At 46.1% G+C, this 21,212-nt stretch carries 16 protein-coding genes; 4 read left to right on the top strand and 12 right to left on the bottom strand.

Going from position 1 to position 21,212, the window contains the following annotated elements:
* Positions 1–22: 22 nt before the first annotated feature.
* The 7 genes from K1Y79_RS10835 to K1Y79_RS10805 all read right to left on the bottom strand — a co-directional run bounded on the left by K1Y79_RS10835 (position 23) and on the right by K1Y79_RS10805 (position 8,361).
* Positions 23–1,567: an NAD(P)H-hydrate dehydratase gene (locus K1Y79_RS10835; protein WP_220250035.1), complete on the bottom strand. Its 1,545-nt coding sequence runs from the start codon at positions 1,565–1,567 to the stop codon at positions 23–25.
* Positions 1,568–1,674: 107 nt separating this feature from the next.
* Entirely contained in the window at positions 1,675–2,196 is a 522-nt protein-coding gene (locus tag K1Y79_RS10830) for a hypothetical protein (protein ID WP_220250034.1), read from the bottom strand.
* 45 nt (positions 2,197–2,241) lie between these two features.
* Positions 2,242–2,697: a hypothetical protein gene (locus K1Y79_RS10825; RefSeq protein WP_220250033.1), complete on the bottom strand. Its 456-nt coding sequence runs from the start codon at positions 2,695–2,697 to the stop codon at positions 2,242–2,244.
* Between the two features lie 300 nt (positions 2,698–2,997).
* Complete coding sequence (locus K1Y79_RS29530; protein WP_394370765.1) at positions 2,998–3,297, bottom strand: Na+/H+ antiporter NhaA; 300 nt, start codon at positions 3,295–3,297, stop codon at positions 2,998–3,000.
* A gap of 142 nt (positions 3,298–3,439) precedes the next feature.
* On the bottom strand, positions 3,440–5,470 hold the full coding sequence (locus K1Y79_RS10815; protein ID WP_220250032.1) for an OstA-like protein: 2,031 nt from the start codon (positions 5,468–5,470) through the stop codon (positions 3,440–3,442).
* An 8-nt stretch (positions 5,471–5,478) separates the two neighbouring features.
* Positions 5,479–6,477: an MlaD family protein gene (locus K1Y79_RS10810; RefSeq protein ID WP_220250031.1), complete on the bottom strand. Its 999-nt coding sequence runs from the start codon at positions 6,475–6,477 to the stop codon at positions 5,479–5,481.
* A gap of 207 nt (positions 6,478–6,684) precedes the next feature.
* Positions 6,685–8,361, bottom strand: coding sequence for an N-acetylmuramoyl-L-alanine amidase family protein (locus K1Y79_RS10805; RefSeq protein ID WP_220250030.1), 1,677 nt, complete (start codon positions 8,359–8,361; stop codon positions 6,685–6,687).
* A gap of 201 nt (positions 8,362–8,562) precedes the next feature.
* Between K1Y79_RS10805 and K1Y79_RS10800 the strand changes: the two genes are divergently transcribed.
* On the top strand, positions 8,563–11,346 hold the full coding sequence (locus K1Y79_RS10800; RefSeq protein WP_220250029.1) for a putative LPS assembly protein LptD: 2,784 nt from the start codon (positions 8,563–8,565) through the stop codon (positions 11,344–11,346).
* Between the two features lie 81 nt (positions 11,347–11,427).
* On the opposite strand, the gene K1Y79_RS10795 is transcribed toward K1Y79_RS10800, so the two are convergent.
* Positions 11,428–12,171, bottom strand: a complete 744-nt coding sequence (locus tag K1Y79_RS10795) for a lysophospholipid acyltransferase family protein (protein ID WP_220250028.1) — start codon at positions 12,169–12,171, stop codon at positions 11,428–11,430.
* Positions 12,172–12,271: 100 nt separating this feature from the next.
* Positions 12,272–13,024, bottom strand: a complete 753-nt coding sequence (locus K1Y79_RS10790) for a carboxypeptidase-like regulatory domain-containing protein (protein WP_220250027.1) — start codon at positions 13,022–13,024, stop codon at positions 12,272–12,274.
* A 442-nt stretch (positions 13,025–13,466) separates the two neighbouring features.
* Between K1Y79_RS10790 and K1Y79_RS10785 the strand changes: the two genes are divergently transcribed.
* Together K1Y79_RS10785 and K1Y79_RS10780 are read left to right on the top strand one after the other, a co-directional pair.
* Positions 13,467–14,219 (top strand): M57 family metalloprotease, encoded by a 753-nt coding sequence (locus K1Y79_RS10785; protein ID WP_220250026.1) that lies wholly within the window; start codon positions 13,467–13,469, stop codon positions 14,217–14,219.
* Positions 14,220–14,500: 281 nt separating this feature from the next.
* Positions 14,501–14,749 (top strand): hypothetical protein, encoded by a 249-nt coding sequence (locus K1Y79_RS10780; protein WP_220250025.1) that lies wholly within the window; start codon positions 14,501–14,503, stop codon positions 14,747–14,749.
* A gap of 57 nt (positions 14,750–14,806) precedes the next feature.
* Here the strand turns inward: K1Y79_RS10780 and K1Y79_RS10775 are convergent, their stop codons facing one another.
* Positions 14,807–15,688, bottom strand: a complete 882-nt coding sequence (locus K1Y79_RS10775) for a serine hydrolase (protein WP_220250024.1) — start codon at positions 15,686–15,688, stop codon at positions 14,807–14,809.
* 375 nt (positions 15,689–16,063) lie between these two features.
* Between K1Y79_RS10775 and K1Y79_RS10770 the strand changes: the two genes are divergently transcribed.
* The gene (locus K1Y79_RS10770) at positions 16,064–17,908 is read left to right on the top strand and encodes a glycoside hydrolase family 2 protein (protein ID WP_220250023.1); all 1,845 of its coding nucleotides are present in this window, start codon (positions 16,064–16,066) and stop codon (positions 17,906–17,908) included.
* Between the two features lie 80 nt (positions 17,909–17,988).
* Here K1Y79_RS10770 and K1Y79_RS10765 read toward each other — a convergent pair whose 3' ends face one another.
* Together K1Y79_RS10765 and galB are read right to left on the bottom strand one after the other, a co-directional pair.
* Complete coding sequence (locus tag K1Y79_RS10765; RefSeq protein ID WP_220250022.1) at positions 17,989–18,600, bottom strand: hypothetical protein; 612 nt, start codon at positions 18,598–18,600, stop codon at positions 17,989–17,991.
* A 167-nt stretch (positions 18,601–18,767) separates the two neighbouring features.
* Positions 18,768–21,212: a beta-galactosidase GalB gene (gene galB, locus K1Y79_RS10760; RefSeq protein WP_220250021.1), complete on the bottom strand. Its 2,445-nt coding sequence runs from the start codon at positions 21,210–21,212 to the stop codon at positions 18,768–18,770.

Raw genomic sequence — 21,212 nt, 5'->3', positions numbered from 1 at the left:
TGTCACAGGGCTAAAAAAGGGGTTAACAGGTATGCGGTTTACGCAGGTGTTGAAAGCCCCTGCCAAGGAACTCAACAATGTCTTCCGCTATCATGGCTTCTTCTGAAAGTTCCGCTGCGGCATAGTCGCCGGAGAGTCCATGCAGATAGACGCCCATCAGCATCGCGTCTCTGGAATTATAACCCTGCGCCAGGAGGGAAGTGAGTATGCCGGTAAGTACATCGCCGCTGCCACCGGTGGCCATACCCGGATTGCCGGTCGTGTTAAACCAGATAGAACCATCCGTAAAGGCCATGGCGGTATACCTGCCTTTAAGCAGGATATTCAGTTGCCTTTTTACGGCATTGCCGGATAATATCTGCAGTCGCTCTACATCGTTGGCGGTCCGGCCAAACAGTCTTTCAAACTCCTTCGGATGTGGTGTGAGTATAGATCCATGGGGAACTTTGTTCAATAACGTGGGATTGCTGCTCAGGATATTCAGGGCGTCTGCATCCAGTACCATCGGCTGCCGGTAATGATCCAGCAACTTTTCCAGTGCCCAGCAGGTACCTGCCGCGGTGCCCAGCCCCGGGCCTATACCAATAGTCTTGAACCTGGCAGCTGCTTCCGGCGTGCTTACGTGGTTGTGGAAGCTGGAACTGTGATCTTTCTGTTCATCAATAAAACACATCGCGCCAGGTGCTGCAATCTGGATGATCTCATAACCGCACTTGGGTATATGGCAGGTAAGAAGGCCAACGCCTGTACGCAGACAGGCCTTTGCACTCAGTACGGCTGCGCCGGTTTTGCCTTCGCTGCCGGCTATCAGCAGGGCATGTCCGAAGGTGCCCTTATGAGAGAATGCTTTACGAGGCCGGTAGATGCCCCGTACCTGCTGGATATCCGTAATATTAAACCGGGAAGTAGTTTGCGCAATATATTCCGGTGAAAGATCTATTGTAAGAATGCATATTTCCCCCACCGCAGCTGCATTTTCAGGCAGGAGGAATGCCAGTTTATAAAACTCGAAACTGAGTGTATGGTCTGCCTTTATAACGGGCGTGTTGACAGACGAAGCATCTGCCTGCAAACCCGAAGGGATGTCTATTGCAACGATGTCATGCTCTGCTTTCAGGTCGTTCAGCTGGTGGATAATGTTTGCTGTCCATCCTTCTGCCGGGCGACTCAGCCCCGTTCCCAGTATCGCATCTACGATCAGTGCATGCGCGTCTGGCCGGGGCAGTAGTCCGTTCTCTGCAATGTCATGCACAGCGCCGGGATATTGCTGTTGTAACGCCTGACGGTTCGCCGTATGATCTGCAGAAGCAGTAGAACTGTGATGGAGAACATAGGCATGTGCCTCATACCCTCTGTTACGCAACAGACGGGTAATGGCGAGCCCGTCCCCTCCGTTATTGCCCATACCACAGAATATATAAACAGGTGTATATTCATTGTAATGGCGGCATATCCACGCCGTACAGGCAATGGCTGCCTTTTCCATCAGATCCAGGCTGCTGATCGGGGTGTTAGCAATCGTGTAAGCATCCGCTTCACGAATCTGTTGCGCTGTGAATATTTTCATGGTTATTTATGTGCCGTGGGGCATAGCTTATAAATATAAGCAAAAAAAAACGACCATACCGTAAAACGGCATGGTCGCTGCATATTGTTTTTTGTTTCAGTCGATGCTTAGAAAGTATATCTTACAGAAGCTCCACCAATTTCTTCTCCTACAAAGTGAGTACCACCATTGAAGTTGAAGTAAGGTTTCAGGTCAGCGCTGACAACCAACGGAATTTTCTTAAACTTATATTCCAGACCAACGATACCGTCCAGACCTGCAGATACATAAGTACCATCACCATGTCTGTAATAGTTATCCCAGTCATAGTCGCGGCGATCGTAAACACCTACGTGTGCACCACCACCAAAATACAGGTGAAATTCCGGTTTAGGGAACGGAGCGATATGGTATTCATACAAGCCAGTGAAGGTAACGTTTCTTCTGTTGCCTACGTTGGTAGTGACCAGCCCTTCAATGGCGTGCGGAGCAGCAAAAAAGTGCTTTACGGTAGCGCCTATCACCCATGGGTTTACTCTCAGACCAAGGGCCGTTTCATAGCCAAAATCTGTTGAACTGCTTCTTCTTTGTGCATTCGCCGTCACTGCCATCACTGTGATCAGGCCAAATAATAACACAATTTGTTTCATATTTATAACTGTTTAGAATAATTGGTTAATAGGTATTTCTTTCTTTTATCTTCCCAGGGTATACCTGACAGATACAGCAAAGTCTGTCAGATCAGAGGATGTATTGAAGTGAATAGCCGGTTTCCAGTCAAGACTCAGGTTCAGCGGCAACGAAGGAAAGGTGTAATCCATACCTCCAATGCCATCCACGCCCGCTATAAATTTCATATTCCCATCCGTTTTACGGCTTCCCAGGTGAGCACCGCCTCCTACAAACCATCCTAATCCCTCGGTTGTTTGTGGTGAGAGATCAAAATGACGCTCATAAAGGCCCGTTACGGTAAAAGTACCAGCATACACGCCGGCAATACCTTCGACGGCGTTCGCCTCATCAAAGAAATAACGTGCGGTACCACCGAAAGGTAAGCCCAGACGTAATCCTAATTGCGGATTACCTTTTGTTTGTGCATTCACTATCTGAGTGCACACTCCAAGTAGCAGGGTTATGAACAGACGCTTCATAAATTATTGCTTTGCTTTGCAATAACGGTGCCAAGATATAGATTATTATCTTTTATTGTATAAAGAACTACAAATTAATGGCTAAGAAATATTCACCTCTAATAATGATTCTTCACAAGCTTTTATAAACCAGTTAAATGCCCGCCAGCTGCTGTTACCTCATTATGTCGTTTCCCATTGGGATTCCAGCTTTTGGCGTCGCTGAATACCTTATTCTATTCCATCACTATCAGTATACCTAAAGGGCACTTCAATATCCCAGGGATATTGAAGTGCCCTTATGATGACGAATAAGTAACCTTATAATATAGGAACCAGACCCTTACCCGGCCGCGGCGAACAGCAATTAATGAGCTGCTTCTTCATTTTCAGATACAGATATCCTGTTACTCCTGCTAATAAGCAGGCAACCATGAGCGCCATCTTCGATATACGCTGCGACTCCACAGAGGGGTATGCCAGTATAGCAATGAAGATCGACATGGTAAATCCGGTGCCGGCCATCATACCGGTACTAATCATTTGTGGCCAGCTGGTCTGTGCAGGCAGAGCGGTTAATTTCAGACGGGTAGCGATGTAAGATAAAAGGCAGATAATCAATGGTTTACCCGGAAGACAGGGTATCCGTGCTGTCAGGGTGAATGGGCCAGTAACAAAGAAAAAGCCGTGCGGCTGATCAATATGATCACTACCGCACGGCTATTCTATAAAAATGTGTAGATCGGTGATAATAACTTTCTAATTAAAATTCATCCTCATCCTTTTTAGGTGCCTCAGCTTCCTCCCTCTTTTTAACATCTCCTGCGGTGCCGAAAAGTTCATATTTACTTTTTGGTCTGCGTCTGATGTCCCAGTGGAAGTTCTCCAGCTCCATTTGATCCAGCGGACGTTGCGTGAACGGATACATGGTGCCTTCAGGATCTTTAATGAATGAAATAGTATTCAGTTCACCCTGTCTGAAGTAGATGTTAATAACACCGCTCAATGTCCTGTTGACACTGACATAAGCTTTATCATCATCCTGGATATAGTAAATGCTTTCCGCATTACCATCCACATGCATCCAGTCAAGCGACTGTCCGGCGAAGTAGCCGGTGATCTGGTTACCTTTGATTTGGTTATACATTTTAGGTCCGGACTCTTTCACCAGCAAACCATTCTGGTCTAACAGGAGTTTGTCCGCCTTTTGATTCTTTGTATACAGGAAGATAGTATCTCCGCTCAGCTGTGTTTCATTAGCCCACAATACAGGGTTTCTGTAGAAGCGGAAGATAGAATCTTTGCCGGAATAGTATATACTGTCAGCAACACCTTGCAGCGAATCGGAATAGATACGCACGTTATGCCACGCTTTGATAAACCGGATTTCGCTGGTGTCTTTGGCGTTGGTACCGGTATCCGCGGGTAATGCCTGTGTTGCATTGGCAAGCGCAGCGGTGTCACTGGCTGGTATCAGATTTACCTTCAAATTATTGCTGGAATCTTTTGCGATGACCACGCCTTGTGGTTTGCTGATCTTACTGGTATCTGCCACCCTCGGCTGAGTTTTAGCCGAATCGTTTAATTTGGCGAGGGCGTTTGTCTTCATTTTTACGCCAGCAGAATCAGGAGGAGCGACCATTACTGGTATTAGTCTGGCGCTATCTCCAGTGATAGTAGCATCCTGCAGCTTCTTCGCAAAGGCGGATGTATCAGCGTCCGGGTTGATGGCTACTTCGGATGGAGGGAAGTTAGCTGTATTAGCACTGTCAGTGGCAGTCAGGGTATCGGCCGCTGTTCTGACAGGCGCTACGGTGAAAGTATCTTTTTTGATCACGCCGGAGAAAAGGCTGTCAGCAGCCAGGAAAAGCGTATCGTTCTCCCGTTCCATGATCATTACCGGATGTTGAGTAGCCAGAATTGTTTTTTCTATCTGGTTCACGGTACCGTAGTTAGACAGTAGGGTCATTTTCTGGGCCGTATCCCGGTAGATCATGTTGCCTACGGCATAGGCCAGACCGGTACGTTTATCCATTGTGATCCTGTCGGCAGTGATCGTCGCTGTGCTGTCTTCGATGGTGGGTCTGCTGTCAAAGTTCCCTTCGCCGGTGTCTGTATTATATTCTCCGGAGGTAGCGTACATGACGGTTTTACCATCGTTGATAGTAGTAGGTGCCACGATGGTGGCTATTCTGGTACCGGTATTATATAATAAGGTATCTGTGGTGAGGGTATATTCCGGATCGACCAGGAGTACGTTTCTGTTGAAGTAAACGTCTTTGGTATCCGCATAGTAATAACCTTCCTGGCTGGTCAGTACGCTGGAGCCGTTGACTAGTTTACCACCTTTGACATAGGTACCGATACGGGCATTCATATCATATTGCAGTTCCGGCCCGGAAAGCGTCACCTTGCCGTCAGTCAGGCGTGCATTATCACGGAGGGTAGCCATACGGGTATTCCCTTCATAATGAAGATATTCTCCGTATATGTGGATACTATCGGCCTGATTAATATGGATATGACCATAGGCATCCAGTACATTGGATTGCCGGTTGATCAATGCGCTGTCGCAATAGAATAGAGTATTGCCCTGCCGGAAGATGGCATTACCGATAAATCTGTTCAGCTGGACGTTCTCTTTTGTCAGTACATTCAGTTTATCTGACTGAATGATGTGTATAACCTGTGTTGTATCCCGCTGTATGGAGGTGGTGTCCTGGGCGCGGGTTGTCAGGAAAGATCCTAGAAACAATCCGGCCAGGATAAGCCCGCATTTTGCTAGTTGCTGCATTGTTTAGATTATAGTGCCTTTGCGGTGTCAGATGGTATGGGCTGTACTTTAGCTTTCTTACCAAACAGGGAGAAGTGCACGTAGCGTTTAGGATTTACGCGCAGATCTTCAAGCAGTTTGTTGAGATTGCCGAGTGAATTTTGCAGATTGTCATACACCTTTTTGTCGTTGAGCATCAGTCCTACGGTACCATCGCTGCTATTCAGTTTAGCGATTGTTTCATTGAGACGTGTAGACAGCTGGTGTAATTCTGCGAGTGTTTTATCCAGTTCTCCGTTTGCCAGGGCAGCCGTAGTCTTTTCAGCATTGCCCAGTATAGCGGTAATCTTATCGTTATTGTTTTTCAGATTTGCTGTCAGTGCCTCCAGGTTATCAAAAGTAGCCTTTACATTTCCGTGCTGAGGGTCCAGCATGTTATTGAGGGATGCAGAGGTACGGGTAAAGTTGCTCATGGTGGTATTGAGGTGTGCGATTGCATCACGCAGATTACCTTTGGTAGCAGGGTCGAAGATAGAGTTGACGGTTGTCAGTACTGAATCAACGGAACCCAGGGTACCTTCAAGTTTTTTCACGAGCGGGTTGAGTTGTTCTTTGAGTGCATCAGTAATGGAGCCATCTACAGCAGCGTAGATAGTGTCGCCGCTCTGGAGATATACATTGGCGTTACCGAAGTCTATCTGTACTGTTTTTGTGCCTAACAGGTCGCTGGAGATGCGTGCTACGGAGTTCTGTGGGATATCGATTTTCTTGGTGATTCTCAGTTCCACGAGGATTCTTCCAGCATTTTTATCCATAATTTCCAGGTTTGAGACGCTACCTACTACCAGACCGTTTACCTGTACAGTAGCTGATGGTTGGAGTCCATTTACCTGGGTATATACTGCGTAGATTTTCTTACTTGTTGAAAAAAGGCTTTTACCTTTTAACAAATTAAAACCCAAAATCAGCAGTGTTATTGCGATAGCTGCAAGAACGCCTACTTTGGTTTCATTAGATACTTTAAGCATAGAATACGTTATACGTTGCTACAAAAATAATCAAAAAAGGTTGCGGGCAAGCACAATCCGGATGCTGGCGTCCACACCAAATCTGATACCGTTTTATTCTACGGCAGGCAAATATGCAGCTTTTCGCGAAAAAAAGTAATGTATATATTGTTAAAGAAGATCGGGAGGCGGGTTAAGCAGTGGGTGTATAGCTGGAGGGGGAGGGGCTTATCGGGTAGCAACGGTGTTATTCTCGGCGGATATCAGGTAGGCATTCCAGAATCCGGCTTTCTTAGCTTTACTTAGGGCAACTTTAGCTTCTTTCTCTGTCTGGAAGTCAACCCATATATATTTATTGAGTGTCTTTTTGTTGATCACGACGGTCTCCCGGATGATGGTACCGCGTAAATCTTTGAAAACCGGGGCACTACGGGTATATTTTTTCTCTGTGACTACTAGTTGAATATTATATTTCGGTGTACCCCTGGATACTGGTTGGCGGGAGGTATGCGTATTGGAGGAAGCGGGAGCAGGGGTATTCACTGCCAATGCTTTCTGATTACCCTGGCCCATCAATACCGCTTTCCGGAAGCCCAGCTGCTTTGCCTGACGCAAAGCAGCATTCACTTCAGCCTGGGAACGGAAACTGCCCCAGATATATTTATACTTATTGATCTTTTTGCTGTTCATGACCACCTGTTCCTTCCGGATAGTGCCTCTGAGTTTATTGAAGATAGCGGCATCCCGGGTATACTTTTTATCACTTACCAGCAGCTGGATATCATATTTATATGGATTTCCCTTTTCCTCCTTACGGGGAGCCGCTGCCTGGCGGCTGCTGGTGGTAGTCTTCGGAGCAGGCTTAGGTTTGGCTGCTGCAATAGCAGGTTTTTTAGTAGTAGTACTCCTGGATTTAGGGGAGCGGTAGCTTACCGGAGACGATCCACCGGATTCTCCGGCAGGGGTTACCTGTGGTCTATCTTCCGGGGCACTGTACCGGCTCAGTTCATCCTTGTATTTTTTAATCGCTTTGAAGATACAGCTGGCAGATTCCTGCTGGCCTTTCTCTGAGTTCAGGTAATCTTCCTCTTCCGGGTTACTGATAAAGCCCAGCTCAACAAGTACGCTCGGCATGGCGGTAGCTTGGAGTACCCAGATGCCTTTTTCATCACGCTGACGGGCACCACGGCTGATACGGCCTACACTTGAAAATTCGTCTTCGATCATGGTAGACAGGCGTAAACTGTGGTCGAAATAGGCGTTGCGAAGCGTGTTTAATAATATAAAGGTCTCAGGATCACTCATATCCAACACCGAGTTGGCATCTTCTGAGTTGGCATCCAGCATGATTACAGAGCTTTCTTTCAGCGATTCAGTCTTGGCATTGTTCTTTCCGGTGGCCCAAACATAGGTTTCGGTACCTTTCGCTGTACTGGGAGAGGTAGCGTAGATAGCCCTTTTTACGGGCACTTTTTTCTTACCTTTCTTAACATATACTGTGTTATAACCGGTCACCCTGCGGGTAGGACCAGCTGAATTACAGTGTATAGAGATGAAAAGATCCCCTTTTTCCCTGTTGGCGATGATGGCTCTTTCGTTCAGATCTGCACGGAGGGTAGCGCCAAGGGCGTTCCTGGTTTTACGGGTATAGACTACACGTACGTCTTTCATATTCTCCTCGATCAGTTTCCCGAGTTTCAATGCAACATCCAGTACCACTCCTTCTTCAGTAGAGTATTTACCACGTGCTCCCGGCGTCTGGGCGCTATGCCCCGGATCTATAATGATAGTACGGAGGGGAGGATTCTGCTTTTTACCATTTGACGGTCGGTTCGTTGCATAAAGTAGGATAGTTCCCAGAAAGATGGCACATCCGAGAAATATCCAAAATCGGTTCCAGCGCATGACTCAGTTTTTATATAATTTAATGGGCGTTAGTATTGTGTTAAATTGTGTGCGGATCGCAGTGCTCGCTTTGATCCTTCAAATGACGTTCGTATTTTGTTTTCAATAAATGACTGGATGCTTGTTTGCCTGGCACTTATTTTCGTTTTACAATTGATAATAATTTGTCTAAAAACTTGTAGGTTTGTGCCCGCTTAACACATGCACCTGAATCACAAAAATAATTATAAAAAGTTTTTACGACAGATATACCTGACTTTTGCCGGTATATTAATCGTCATTCCTTTTATAATAAACGCAGTAGCAACTCCCGCGCCAAATGCCGGAGTACGTTTTAACAAAAGTTTCACAGATACCGTACCGACCGACACAACCCGTCGCCCCGGAGATACGTCTGTTATTCCAGCCGTAAAGGATATACCTGTGCCATCCCTGCAGCCTGAACTTCCGGATTCTTTGCCGGAATCGCCGGATCTGACGGGAACGGATACTATGTATGTGCCGAAGGTATCGAAAGATAGTATAGAAGCGCCTATTACTTATAAGGCGAAAGATTCTATCGTGTTACTTGTACCTGATAAACGCTTTTATTTTTACGGTACAGCCAATACCAAATACCAGAAAACCACCCTTAATGCCGAGCGTATGAACTACAATCAGGCTACTGGTGTTATGGAAGCGACTACCGCTACAGATACTGCCGGCAAGGCCTATGGCCGTCCGCAGCTGGACGATAATGGCCAGGCGTTTGATTCTGATACGCTCAGGGTGAATATTGCAACACACCGTGCCAAAATCTATAACACCCGTTCACAATATGGGGAGGGCTACGTATTGAGCAAGCAGACGAAACGTGAAGCAGATAACAGCATCTTCGGTTACAAAAACGGATATACGACCTGTAATCTGGACACGCCTCACTTCCAGTTCAATGCCAGAAAGATCAAGGTAGTTCCAGACAAACTGGTTATCTCGGGTCCTGCCAACCTGGAAATCGAGGGGGTGCCTACGCCATTATTTATACCTTTCGCTATATTCCCGATTACACACGGACAACAATCAGGTATCCTGGTGCCGAGCTACATCGTAAATGCGCAGAAGGGTATGGGGCTACAGAATGGCGGTTACTATGTGGGCCTTGGAGAAAACTTTGACATGACCCTGCGCGGTGAGATCTATTCTTATGGTAGCTGGATGCTGACAGCCAGTCCGACCTATCGTAAACGTTACCGTTATAATGGTGGTCTGACACTGAGCTTTTCCAATACCCGCCTGGGCGATCCTTCCGTAAAGAGTGAGTTTAACCGGTCCCGCGACTTCCGTGTTAACTGGAACCATAGTATGGACAGTAAGGCGCGCCCTGGTATTACATTCGGCGCAAACGTAAGCTTCGGTACATCCAGGTTTAATACGTTCAACCTGTATGACTACGCCAGCCGTGTTAATAATAACCTGACATCCTCCATTAACTTTTCAAAAACCTGGCAGGGTAAGCCTTTTAACTTTACCTCCAGCCTTTCTCATAACCAGAACCTGAGCACCAGGGATGTGAGTATCTCATTCCCTTCTGCAACATTCACCATGAATACCATCTATCCATTCCAGCCAAAGGAAATGGTCGGAAGAGCGAAGTGGTATCATAAACTGGGTATAGGTTATAACGGATCACTGAACAACAGCGTAACTTTCAAAGACTCGGTGTTTGGTAAAGCGGCCATGTTCGACGCGTTACAGTCAGGGGTGAAACACAGCCTGCCTATCGCATTCTCTATACCCGTATTCAACAACTTTACCCTATCTCCGGGCGTGAGTTACTCAGAGTTTTGGTATACAAAGAAGACGATCAGGGAATGGAGACCCAATAAACGTGTTTCTCTTGACTCCCTCGGTGGTATAGATACGACTTATCAATCAGGCTTCTTTGCAGCGCGTCAGGCAAGTGCCAGCATCTCATTGGCAACAGCTGTTTATGGTATGTACCAGTTCGGCAAGACGTCAAAAGTAAAGGCTATCCGGCACGTAATGCGGCCTACCATCAGTGCCAGCTACACACCTGACCTCGCGAGAAATGCCTATTATTACCTGCAGTACAATCGTGCAGGTGATAGTACAAGGCAATCTTTCTTCACCAGCTCGTCTGTAGGCGTGCCAACAGACGGACGATCAGGGGCTATCTCGTTCCAGTTGGATAACAACCTCGAAATGAAGGTCTTCTCTAAGAAGGATACCTCGGCTAATAAAGAAAAGAAGATTAAACTACTGGACGGTTTTGGTATCAACGGGTCTTATAACATGCTGGCAGACAGTTTCAAATTATCGCCATTCCAGATCTATGCCCGTACCAACCTCTTTGATAAACTGAACATTACAGCCAGTGGTAATATTGACCCTTATGAGGTAAATGCCAGGGGTAAAAGAGTAGATAACTATGTCTGGAATACGGGAAAACTGAGTTTGGGAAGACTGACCAGTGCAACTGTTGCGCTGCAGACCTCCTTCCAGTCGTCAGACAAGAAGAGCAAGGATAAACAGCAGCAACTGAGTGAACTGGAGAACGAACAAAGTAATGATGCCGCCTTCCAGGCCCAGCAAAGGCAACTGGAACAGGTAAGAAGGAACCCCGGTGAATATGTAGACTTTGATATTCCCTGGAAACTGGACCTTTCTTATAGTTTGTCTTACTCCAACACGGTATTGCCTGACTCCGGAGGTACAGTGAAAACATTCACCCAGTACCTGGCTTTCAACGGTGATTTCAGTCTGACGCCAAAGTGGAAAGTAGGGGTAACCAGTGGTTATAACTTTATAGAGAATAAACTGGCTTATACCAATATGTACATCTCCCGCGACCTGCATTGCTGGCAGATGTCTATCAACCTGGTGCCTATCGGAACATATCGTCAGTTCAGTATTACTATCAGTCCTAAATCCGGCATCCTGCGTGATCTCAGGATTAACCGATCGCGAACGTTCTATGATTTATAGCTACCGGGGTAGCATTATTGATAAAAAGAAAGCAGGCGCATATAATATGCGCCTGCTTTCTTTTTGTATCTGTCAGTATTATTACTGTTTTTGTGCTATATGCTGCCACATGGTATTGTAGACATTTTCCTTCAGTTTCTCCAGATCATCAGTAGTTAAACCTTCCGTTCTGATGGGTGTAAGGAAATGAATGTCTATTATATGTGGTAAGGCATAAAATACTTTGCCGGGGGGCATGATTTTCCGCGTATTGAAAATGACAGCCGGCAGAATAGGCCGTTGTGTTTCAATGGCCAGGGAAAATGCCCCATCATAGAAGGATTTCAGTGGCTGATCTGTTTTATTGCGGGTGCCTTCCGGATAGAGGAGCATATGAATACCTTCGCTGAGTACCTGCTTCATTTCCTGAAAGCTTTGTTTCCTGCTTTCAGGGTCATGCCTGTTTACCAATACAGAGCCTACTTTGTACATAATACCCCAGATAGGCGTATTCTCCATTTCCTTCTTAGCCAGGCTTTTGCTGGGTCCAGGAATAGCATAAGTGGTAGTCGGCACATCCATCATGGAATTATGGTTACATACAATAATGTAAGGTTCTTTAGCCTTAAAATGTTCTACTCCCTTCCGTCGTACAGGACAGAAAATCAGGGGCATATACACATGCATCCAGCCACGGCCCAGCGCCATGAAGTAACGTATATTCCTGGGAGAGGGAAGGCGCGACACCAGCCACATAGGCAGCAGCATGATCAGCATAGTGCAGATAAATAATATCAGTGCGTAGGCTGCGTACAATCTGGCCAGTATATTCTTAAGCCAATTCATAATCTGTAGAGTTAATCTTGAGTCCCTGTATTTACTATATAAATATAGGGACTATCAGTTATATATGTACGGCTGGCAGAGTAGTAACATTAAAAAAAGGTCAGGGAGTGTTTTTGCGTTTTTGCCTGGTATCTTCCTTGAAATAGCGACTCAGATCTTTGAGGTACCGGTAATATTCGTAATCATTGTCAAAACTCAGCAGCAGGGGATAGTCTGGCCGGTATTTTTCCATAAATACATCCAGATCAGGAGATTCCAGTCCGGTGAGCTTTTTAACAAGTGGTCTGTTAAAACGTTGCTCAATATAGTTTTGTTCGTATTTCTCCTGCTCCAGCATCATCAGCTCATTCCTGAACTTCTCCATCCGCCGGTTTTTGCGCATAGTGAGCAATGCATCTATATTCAGCCCTACGACCGTACTACCGGTGCTGATATATTCTGTTGAGAAGTCAAATACCTTTCTGTATTCCTGCCTGTTGGCAATGGAATCTGCCTGGTAAGACCGTATTTTCTCTTCAACCACGACGGTGGGCAGCGTAGTAACGTCTACATGGATCTTGGTATCGAAAGGTCTGTTAGGTGGAATCTCACTTACCGGGATTCTCATGGTAGCCTTACCCTGATAAGAAAAGCTGATAGAGTCAGTGCGTGCCATATTAATACTATAGCGGCCAACTGAATCGGTAACCGTACCGTTTCCGGAAGAACTTATTACACTGACGTAGGGCATACCGAAACGGCCTGAACGGTCATATACTGTTCCATATACGCGCAACTGTGCCTCGGCAGCTATGCCGGAGAACAGTAACAAAAAGAATAGTATCGTTTTCAGTAAGAGGGTAGAATTACGCATTGCAGGCTAAGCTAAGACAGGGCGAAAAGATAAGCAAGAATACAGCAAATATTAACATTTCATTTTAGATGAACAGGCCGGTGATCCGGATAGATAGTGTGACGTTTAGGCTGTTACTATTAAATAATTCTGCTGAGATCTCCTCACACTGCCGCAATTAAACCACTTTACCGGGTAAATAAATCTTTGTATCATTGTCAAAACCAAAATCTGTCAACCTGGTCTGAATCGTAGCGTAGTCACTTTTTCGCAGAATAATTTTGAGAGCCTAAACTATACCGGAAGTTTTGTATGAATGCTGTAGCAAAGATCTGACTCGTAATAGTACGGGAGTGATATTCCCTGTAATATCCTATGTAGCATGCATGGAGATAGGTTCTGCGTAATTACAATTGCTTTTTTTCTAACCCTAATCTTTTACTTAACCAAAATCAAGATCGACATGAGAAACATGTTCTTTCCGATGGTCATCCTGTTGACCATTAGTCTTGCAGCCTGTAAGAAATCAGCTGATGGACCAGGCGAAACGCCACAGACAACATCTGACAATGCACAGAAGGTGCGCGCTTACATTCGTGACCTGGGCTTCCCCGACAACCAGGTTGTTGAAAACCAGCATGAATTTATTGCTGAAGGCGACATTGTTTTCCCTAAAGACATGCAGGTACCTGCGGGCAAGGTAAAAACAGAGCAGTTTTACACCGGCAGTCTGGTGTCAGCTTCTAATGTAACTAACATCCGCCTGAAGATTGATGCCTCCATGACGTCTATGACTTCAGAAATTAATTCAGCCATTGCACAATGGAACTCCCTGGCAAACTGCTCCATCAACTGGACAATAGCAACAGGTTCTTCCTATGACGTAATTATTGTTAACAGCAATCTGGGTAATGGTGTATGCGGATCAGGTACATTCCCTTCCGGCGGCCGTGCAGGCGGTACTATCCGTATCAACAAAGCCTATATTGCAGGTAACAGTTTTGCACAACGTGCACGTACTATCTGTCATGAAATGGGCCATAACGTTTCTTTCAGACATACCAACTGGTCTGCTATCGGAGAATCGGGCGGTATTGCCGTTCCAGGTGTAGGCGGTACAGATGCATCTTCACTGATGAATGGTGGTCAATGTGGAAGCGGCGCAACCGTGCTGTCTACAAAGGATAAACAGGCAGCGCAAGCGCTTTATCCTTGATAGACAGGTAGTAAGAATTAAGGATTAGCGACGATGTCTTACCAGCTGTCCCGACTAACTGGCCTTGTTGCAAGATAGTAACCGGGTAGCATTCCCTTCGGGGATGCGGGTAAGCAGTATCAGTGGTTAATCCTTAATTCTTACCAGCTAACAGGCTTTTCAGGTGCTGGCGTAGTAGAAGAAATTAGCTGTATAATTCTGCCGGAAAGTTGCATTTTTTATGCCCTTATGCCGTGGATACCATTGTTATTGGGTAAATTTGTGTTATAAACACGATCATCATGGACAAGAGAGAAACTATTCCGGCGGGCGGCAGTTTTTATCCATACGTAATGGAGCTTTTTGAAAGCAAAACGAAGGTAGGCATACTGTATGAAGATAGTGGTGTTACCCGCGCCAACGGTTTTATAGAAAGCGTATTCGAGCGGGATGGCCTGCAATGGCTGAAGATGGAAGATCAGACAGAGATCAGGATTGATAAGCTGTATGCTATCAACGGTAAATTCTCTTCTGAGTATTCAGAGTGCTAATTTCGTTTAAAGTATATTTTGACAGGCATAAGCTCCGTATTCCGGAAGGGAAGGAGACTATGCCTTTTTTTTCTTCTTTTGAGGATGCTCGAAATAGTCCCATAGATAAGCGGCAATCTTTCTGATAAGTTGCTCTGCTTCATTTTCATTTGTCCAGCGTTGGTCTTTGTTGTTTTTCGTGCCGGCATAGAACACATACTCCCCATGTGGCGCATGGACCAATATCACTTCTGAGCGGGAAGCGTCTACTGAGCCGGATTTATGTGCTGCCTGTATATAAGGGGGGATCTGCGATAAGCCACCCTCATCATAGTAGCCGTGTGTCATCAGCCGGTACATCCTGGAGGAGGCATTCTCACTGATGATTGCTCCCTGCCTGATCTTTACCAGCAATTCTGCCATCTCTCGAGGCGTAGTCATTCCCCAGCCATAAACTTCACGCATTTGTTCTCTGCCGGGAGTACGGGAATTGACCCGCGTAACCTGTAGGCCGTATTGCTGCATCAGCTCATTAATGCGCTGTCCGCCGCCAGCAAGCGCCTGATTCCAGAGCGAAGTGGTATTATCGCTATAAGACATCATCAATGCTACGAGTACGCTTAGTTCAGTCACTGTGCTGTCTTTAAAGAACTGCATCAGACCTGCGCCTCCGTATTTGATAGAATCACGATATACCAATGGTTGATGATATTGCAGTTCTCCTTTCTCTATTTTATCAAACACACCTACAAGGATAGGGATCTTTATAATGCTGGCGGTGGGAAATACTGAGTCGGCGTTGATAGCAGCATAGCGCCCTGTTTTAAGATTGCTGACATAGATACCTACATCTCCCTGGAAGCCCGTAATAATTTCCTGCAGCCCTTTTTCCAGTTTATGGTCCTGCTGGGAAAAAGCGAGTGCAGGTAGGAATAGCAGCAGTAGCAGATATCTGATCATCGCATCGACGTTTATAACAAGATAAGAAACAACAGTTAATTTTCCATTGTATCCAGACTACCGGTTTTAAGTAGAGGAAGGGCAATTTACCTGTCTGGTAATGGCTGTACCGGCCCGAGTGTTTTATAGTGCCCCCGCTGTATTTGCTGTTCGGTACCAACCGTCCATGACTCGGAGCCGACTAGTATGCACTTAATACTACACTGTAAATGAATAAGATGAGGTAGGACCCAGCGATAGCGAGATGCCTGCCATTGTTATCATGATAGACGGATTGCCTGAATTGTTAATGAAAGTTAAACAGAACTCATTGTTAATCAGGGGTTAGCACTTTTAAAACATTTGATTAAATTTAGCTCCCACAATCTATCATGTATGAAAAAACTCGTCACCTGTCTCGTGTCATCTGTGTGTATCGCTTCGGCTGTTAAGGCCCAGCAGCCTCAGTGGCAACTGATCAAAGACAGAATTGTAACCCAATGGGCTGAAAAGGTAGATCCTAAAGCGCCTTTACCCGAATATCCACGTCCGCTGCTGGTAAGAAACAATAACTGGCAAAATCTTAATGGTCTCTGGAGTTATGCAATTACAGGTAAGTCTCAATCACAGCCATCCGCTTATGAAGGTAGTATCCTGGTTCCCTTTGCTGTCGAATCTGCGCTGTCGGGCGTAGGCAGGACGGTAGGAAAGGATAGTCTGCTGTGGTATAAGACAGCAGTCACCATCCCCGCCGCCATGAAAAACAAGGACATTCTCCTGCATTTTGGGGCGGTTGACTGGCAAACGGAAGTATTCGTGAACGGCAAAAGTGCCGGTAAACACGAAGGCGGATATGATCCTTTCAGTTTTAACATCACCCCATTACTGAAAAAAGGCGGTAAACAGGAAATTACCGTACGCGTATGGGATCCGACAGATGACGGTCCACAGCCCGCCGGTAAACAGGTTGTAAAACCTGAGGGTATCTGGTATACGCCGGTAACTGGTATATGGCAGACTGTATGGCTGGAAGCCGTTCCTAAAACATATATCGCTGCTACCCGGCAAACGCCCGACATTGATAAGCATACCCTCACACTGTCTGCTGATGTACAGAATGTACAGACCGGCGATCAGTTGAAGATTGAAGTTCTCGATGGTGGCAAGGTTGTCGCACAGCAACAGGCTAACGCAAAAGAAACGGCTGTAATCACACTCTCTAATGAGAAACTGTGGTCGCCTTCCAGCCCTTTCCTGTATGATCTGAAAGTAACGCTGCTGCGCAACAATAAACCGGTTGATGAGATTAAAAGTTACTTTGCCATGCGTAAAATATCAATGGCGAAAGATGCAGCCGGGATTCAACGCATGATGCTCAATAACAAGTTCCTTTTCCAGTATGGTCCACTGGATCAGGGCTGGTGGCCTGACGGTTTATATACACCGCCGACTTACGAAGCCATGATATACGATGTTGACCAGCTGAAGAAAATGGGCTTCAACATGATCCGTAAGCATATCAAGGTAGAACCTGCAACATACTATGCTTATTGTGATAAAGCAGGTATGCTGCTCTGGCAGGATATGCCAAGCGGTGACAGAGGTAACGGATGGGAAAACCGTATCGGTATCCTTGATCACCAGACAGATAAAAACCGTACCCCTGAATCAGAGGGCTACTTCCGTAAAGAGTGGACGGCTATCATGGATGCGCTGCACAACTATCCCAGCATCGTAGTATGGGTACCATTCAACGAAGCATGGGGACAGTTCAAAACGGTGGAGATCACAGAATGGACAATGAAGAAAGATCCTTCCAGACTTGTAAACAGCGCCAGTGGTGGCAACTTCTACATTACCGGTCATATTCTCGACCTGCATAACTATCCGCATCCTGCGATGCCAAGTCCGGAACTGTTCGGCGAAAAACAGATCCTGGTATTAGGAGAATTTGGCGGACTGGGATTACCAGTAGAAGGGCATACCTGGCAGAAAAACAAAAACTGGGGTTATCAGTCTTTCAAGACTTCAGAAGAGATGTTTAAACGTTACCAGGACTTCACGCAAAGGATCGCACAATTGATTCCTCTGGGACTGTCAGCAGCTGTTTACACACAGACCACCGATGTGGAAGGTGAGATCAATGGTTTTATGACCTATGATCGTAAAGTAGATAAGTTTCCAATTGATAAGCTGAAGGAGGATAATCAGAAGTTGTACAATCCTGCATTGGTAAAGTAAAGAAACAAACACCTTTACTGCTAAATAACAAAGGGCGTCTCATTGAGTTGAGACGCCCTTTGTATTATTAACTATTGCTATTATTTCTTCTTAAAACGCGTAATCATTTTCACACGTAAGATATCCTTTGCTCTCTCATCCTGCGCTTCCTGTACAATTGTTGTATCCAGCAGGCTGGTAATAACCAGGGTATCGCCTGAGAATTTATAGGTAGCGCCAGCGCCTTTTGGCACTTGTATGGTACCAGGGCTCGGCATACCTATCAGGAAGCCTTCACCAAAATAGATAGAATCCATGCCAACCAGTTTGTACGCCTGCACTGAAGATACAGGTTCTGCTTCGTAGTTAATAGGCAGATCCATCACCTCAGTTTCTTCACCATTGGTGTATAGTTTTGATACTGATGAACCCTTGGCTATGAAACTTAGCTTATCACCGGTGAAATTAGTTGCACTGATGCTGGCAGTTCCTGACTGGGAAGTACTAGCATATTTGGTATTTGTTGCAGTACTGTCTTTTTCGGAAATGCTGATGGTTTCGTATGTGCTGGCTGCAAACATTTCAACGCTTGTGCCGGCGAAGGTATACTCACCTTCAATGCTGGTAACTACTTTATCGTCGTCATCGTTTGAACAGGAAACAACCGTAGAGGCCAAGGCGGCTAACAATAATGCCGATTTTAATGATTTCATGATATAGGGTTGATTATTAATGGCCCCAAAGATATATACAGATAATTAATTATTAAAATTATTTATCTGTATGGTCTGATTGCTTCATTCCCCCTGGCTGATATCGCCATCATGATAAATTAGGGGTCAGGCATCCGGGTATGGATGTCTGACCCCTGATACGGTACTTATTTCACTTTCAATACACAGGATGCTGCCTGTAACTGATCAGATTTAACCGTCGCTTTAATACTTCCTGCTTTCTCCCCGGCCTGTACAATAAATGCCAGCTTACCACTGAATGCTTTCATTTGTGGCAGATGGAACAGTTCCAGGCTGGTGGCGTCGCCATTCGCTACTGCTTTGTATTTACCAGCACCGCTGACTTCAAACTGTAACAGATTATCGGCGTCCGGACAAACATTTCCATCAGCATCTACCACAGTGGCAGTAATATATGCCAGGTCCTTACCATCAGCTGTCAGCACGGTACGATCTGCGGTCAGCTGAATATGATGGGGTGTACCTGCCGTTTTCACACTGTCAGCCGCAACTGCTTTCCCGGCAGCGTCATAGGCTACTACACGGATAGTACCCGGCTGATATACTACATCTTTCCACATCAGGCGGTAGCGGCTTTGGTTGCTGGAAGTGTCTTTTGATATCTTACCCATGCTTTTACCGTTTATAAACAGTTCTGCTGTTGGATAACTGGTATAGCAGAATACTGGCGTTACCTGCCCTTCTCTGCCTGGCCACGTCCAGTGAGGTAACAGATGTAAAGTGGCCTGCTGCGTGTTCCAACGGCTTCTGTAAAGGTAGAATCGGTCCTTTGGGATGCCGGCCAGATCGAAGATACCAAAGTAGGAACTGTGTGACGGCCACTTAGAATCATATGGTGTCGGTTCTCCCAGGTAGTCGAAACCTGTCCATACAAATTCACCGATGGTATAGTCAAGATCATCTTGCTGTACAAACTCGTCATCCGGCACCTGCGACCAGGAACAGGCCTCAAAGTCATAGGAAGAACACTGATTATCGTCATACATTTTGTTCTTAAAAAACTCCACCGGGAACTTATACACACCTCTTGAACTGACGGTAGACGCTGTCTCTGACCCCATCAGGAAACCCTGTGGTAGCTTGTTATGCGCCTCCGGATACCGGTTGGGCTTATAGTTAAAGCCTGGTATATCCAGCACTGCGGCAAAGCCCTTATTGATCGCATCATCAAAGCGGTCCATCCCTACCGTTACGGGGCGGGTAGGATCTTCGCGGTGACAGATGTCCTGTAGCCTGCGCGCAATAGCAGCGCCATTAGCAGAACTTTGATCAGGTACCTCATTACCAATACTCCACATAATATTAGATGGATTGTTCCTGAAGTGATGTAACATATTTATCAGGTCTTTCTCCACCCATTCGTCAAAGTACAGGCTGTAACCATTCTTTACTTTCGGAGCCTTCCATTCATCGAAAGATTCCACCATCACCATAATGCCCATTTCATCACATAGCTTTACCAGCTCAGGTGCAGGCATATTATGTGTGGTACGGATAGCGTCACAGCCCATGTCTTTCAGCAGTGTTACCTGTCTGCGCAGGGCTGCTGTATTGATGGCTGCTCCCAGAGGACCCAGGTCGTGGTGATTACATACGCCTTTGAACTTCCTCGGACTACCATTCAGTAAAAAGCCTTTCCCTGCCTTGTATTCAATAGAGCGGATCCCAAACGGGGTCTCATAGACGTCTTTCAACTGTGCTCCTTCATATACCTGTGTGACAGCCTTATAGAGTACAGGTGTTTCGGGTGACCATAATGCGGGTTCTGCTACGCTGAATTGTTGCGTTACCCGACTACTATCTGCCGGTAAAGGGGCAGACGCTGTAGCCACTATTTTACCTGCGGCATTCAGCAGATTTGTTTTCACGGTCACGGCAGCCTGTTTATTGCTTCTGTCAATAGTCGTCACCATCCTCACCGCCGCACTGTCTCTGGTAATGACGGGCGTGGTAATGTAGGTACCCCATACTGGTACATGGGTGTCATTGGTAACGATCAGGTGTACATTGCGATACAGACCTGCTCCCGGATACCAGCGGGATGCCTGCTCAAAGTTTTCCAGCTTTACCGCCAGGGTGTTCTGACCTTTGGCGTGGATATAGTCGGTAATGTCAAAAGAGAAGGAGTTATACCCATAAGGCCAGTTGCCCGCTTTTTTACCATTCACATACACTTCTGCATTGCTCATTGCCCCATCAAACAGCAATACTACTCTCTTGCCGGCGCTGAACTGTGGTACTGCAAAGGACAGACGGTACCATCCTTTTCCAATAAATGGCAGTCCGCCGGTACGTCCGGCCTTCATGGTTGCTTCCTGCTCTCCATTCTGTACGATCTGTACCTTCTGGAGGTCATTATTGCCGTCAAACGGGCCTTTAATGGCCCAATCGTGCGGTACGGTCACTGATTCCCACCCTTTGTCATTAAAGGCTTCGTTCAGGGCCTCCGGATGCTCTCCTTTGGCAAACTTCCAGTTCTTTTCCAGCAGATATTCCTGCCGGGCCTGAGACATACCTTTTACACTCATCAATACCATTGCCAGCAGCAATGATGTCTTACACTTATTCAT

The sequence above is a fragment of the Chitinophaga rhizophila genome, assembly GCF_019492185.1.
Taxonomy (GTDB): domain Bacteria; phylum Bacteroidota; class Bacteroidia; order Chitinophagales; family Chitinophagaceae; genus Chitinophaga; species Chitinophaga rhizophila.
Note: the sequence above shows the minus strand (reverse complement) of the source record. Positions and strands in the feature narration are given on the sequence as shown.

Excerpts from the sequence above, each read along its gene's own strand:
- K1Y79_RS10790 (WP_220250027.1), bottom strand. The coding sequence starts at position 13,024 with ATGCGTAATTCTACCCTCTTACTGAAAACGATACTATTCTTTTTGTTA.
- K1Y79_RS10830 (WP_220250034.1), bottom strand. The coding sequence starts at position 2,196 with ATGAAACAAATTGTGTTATTATTTGGCCTGATCACAGTGATGGCAGTG.
- K1Y79_RS10835 (WP_220250035.1), bottom strand. The coding sequence starts at position 1,567 with ATGAAAATATTCACAGCGCAACAGATTCGTGAAGCGGATGCTTACACG.
- K1Y79_RS10775 (WP_220250024.1), bottom strand. The coding sequence starts at position 15,688 with ATGATCAGATATCTGCTACTGCTGCTATTCCTACCTGCACTCGCTTTT.
- K1Y79_RS10770 (WP_220250023.1), top strand. The coding sequence starts at position 16,064 with ATGAAAAAACTCGTCACCTGTCTCGTGTCATCTGTGTGTATCGCTTCG.
- K1Y79_RS10810 (WP_220250031.1), bottom strand. The coding sequence starts at position 6,477 with ATGCTTAAAGTATCTAATGAAACCAAAGTAGGCGTTCTTGCAGCTATC.
- K1Y79_RS10825 (WP_220250033.1), bottom strand. The coding sequence starts at position 2,697 with ATGAAGCGTCTGTTCATAACCCTGCTACTTGGAGTGTGCACTCAGATA.
- K1Y79_RS10795 (WP_220250028.1), bottom strand. The coding sequence starts at position 12,171 with ATGAATTGGCTTAAGAATATACTGGCCAGATTGTACGCAGCCTACGCA.
- K1Y79_RS10805 (WP_220250030.1), bottom strand. The coding sequence starts at position 8,361 with ATGCGCTGGAACCGATTTTGGATATTTCTCGGATGTGCCATCTTTCTG.
- K1Y79_RS10780 (WP_220250025.1), top strand. The coding sequence starts at position 14,501 with ATGGACAAGAGAGAAACTATTCCGGCGGGCGGCAGTTTTTATCCATAC.
- K1Y79_RS10800 (WP_220250029.1), top strand. The coding sequence starts at position 8,563 with ATGCACCTGAATCACAAAAATAATTATAAAAAGTTTTTACGACAGATA.
- K1Y79_RS10765 (WP_220250022.1), bottom strand. The coding sequence starts at position 18,600 with ATGAAATCATTAAAATCGGCATTATTGTTAGCCGCCTTGGCCTCTACG.
- K1Y79_RS10785 (WP_220250026.1), top strand. The coding sequence starts at position 13,467 with ATGAGAAACATGTTCTTTCCGATGGTCATCCTGTTGACCATTAGTCTT.
- K1Y79_RS10815 (WP_220250032.1), bottom strand. The coding sequence starts at position 5,470 with ATGCAGCAACTAGCAAAATGCGGGCTTATCCTGGCCGGATTGTTTCTA.
- galB (WP_220250021.1), bottom strand. The coding sequence starts at position 21,212 with ATGAATAAGTGTAAGACATCATTGCTGCTGGCAATGGTATTGATGAGT.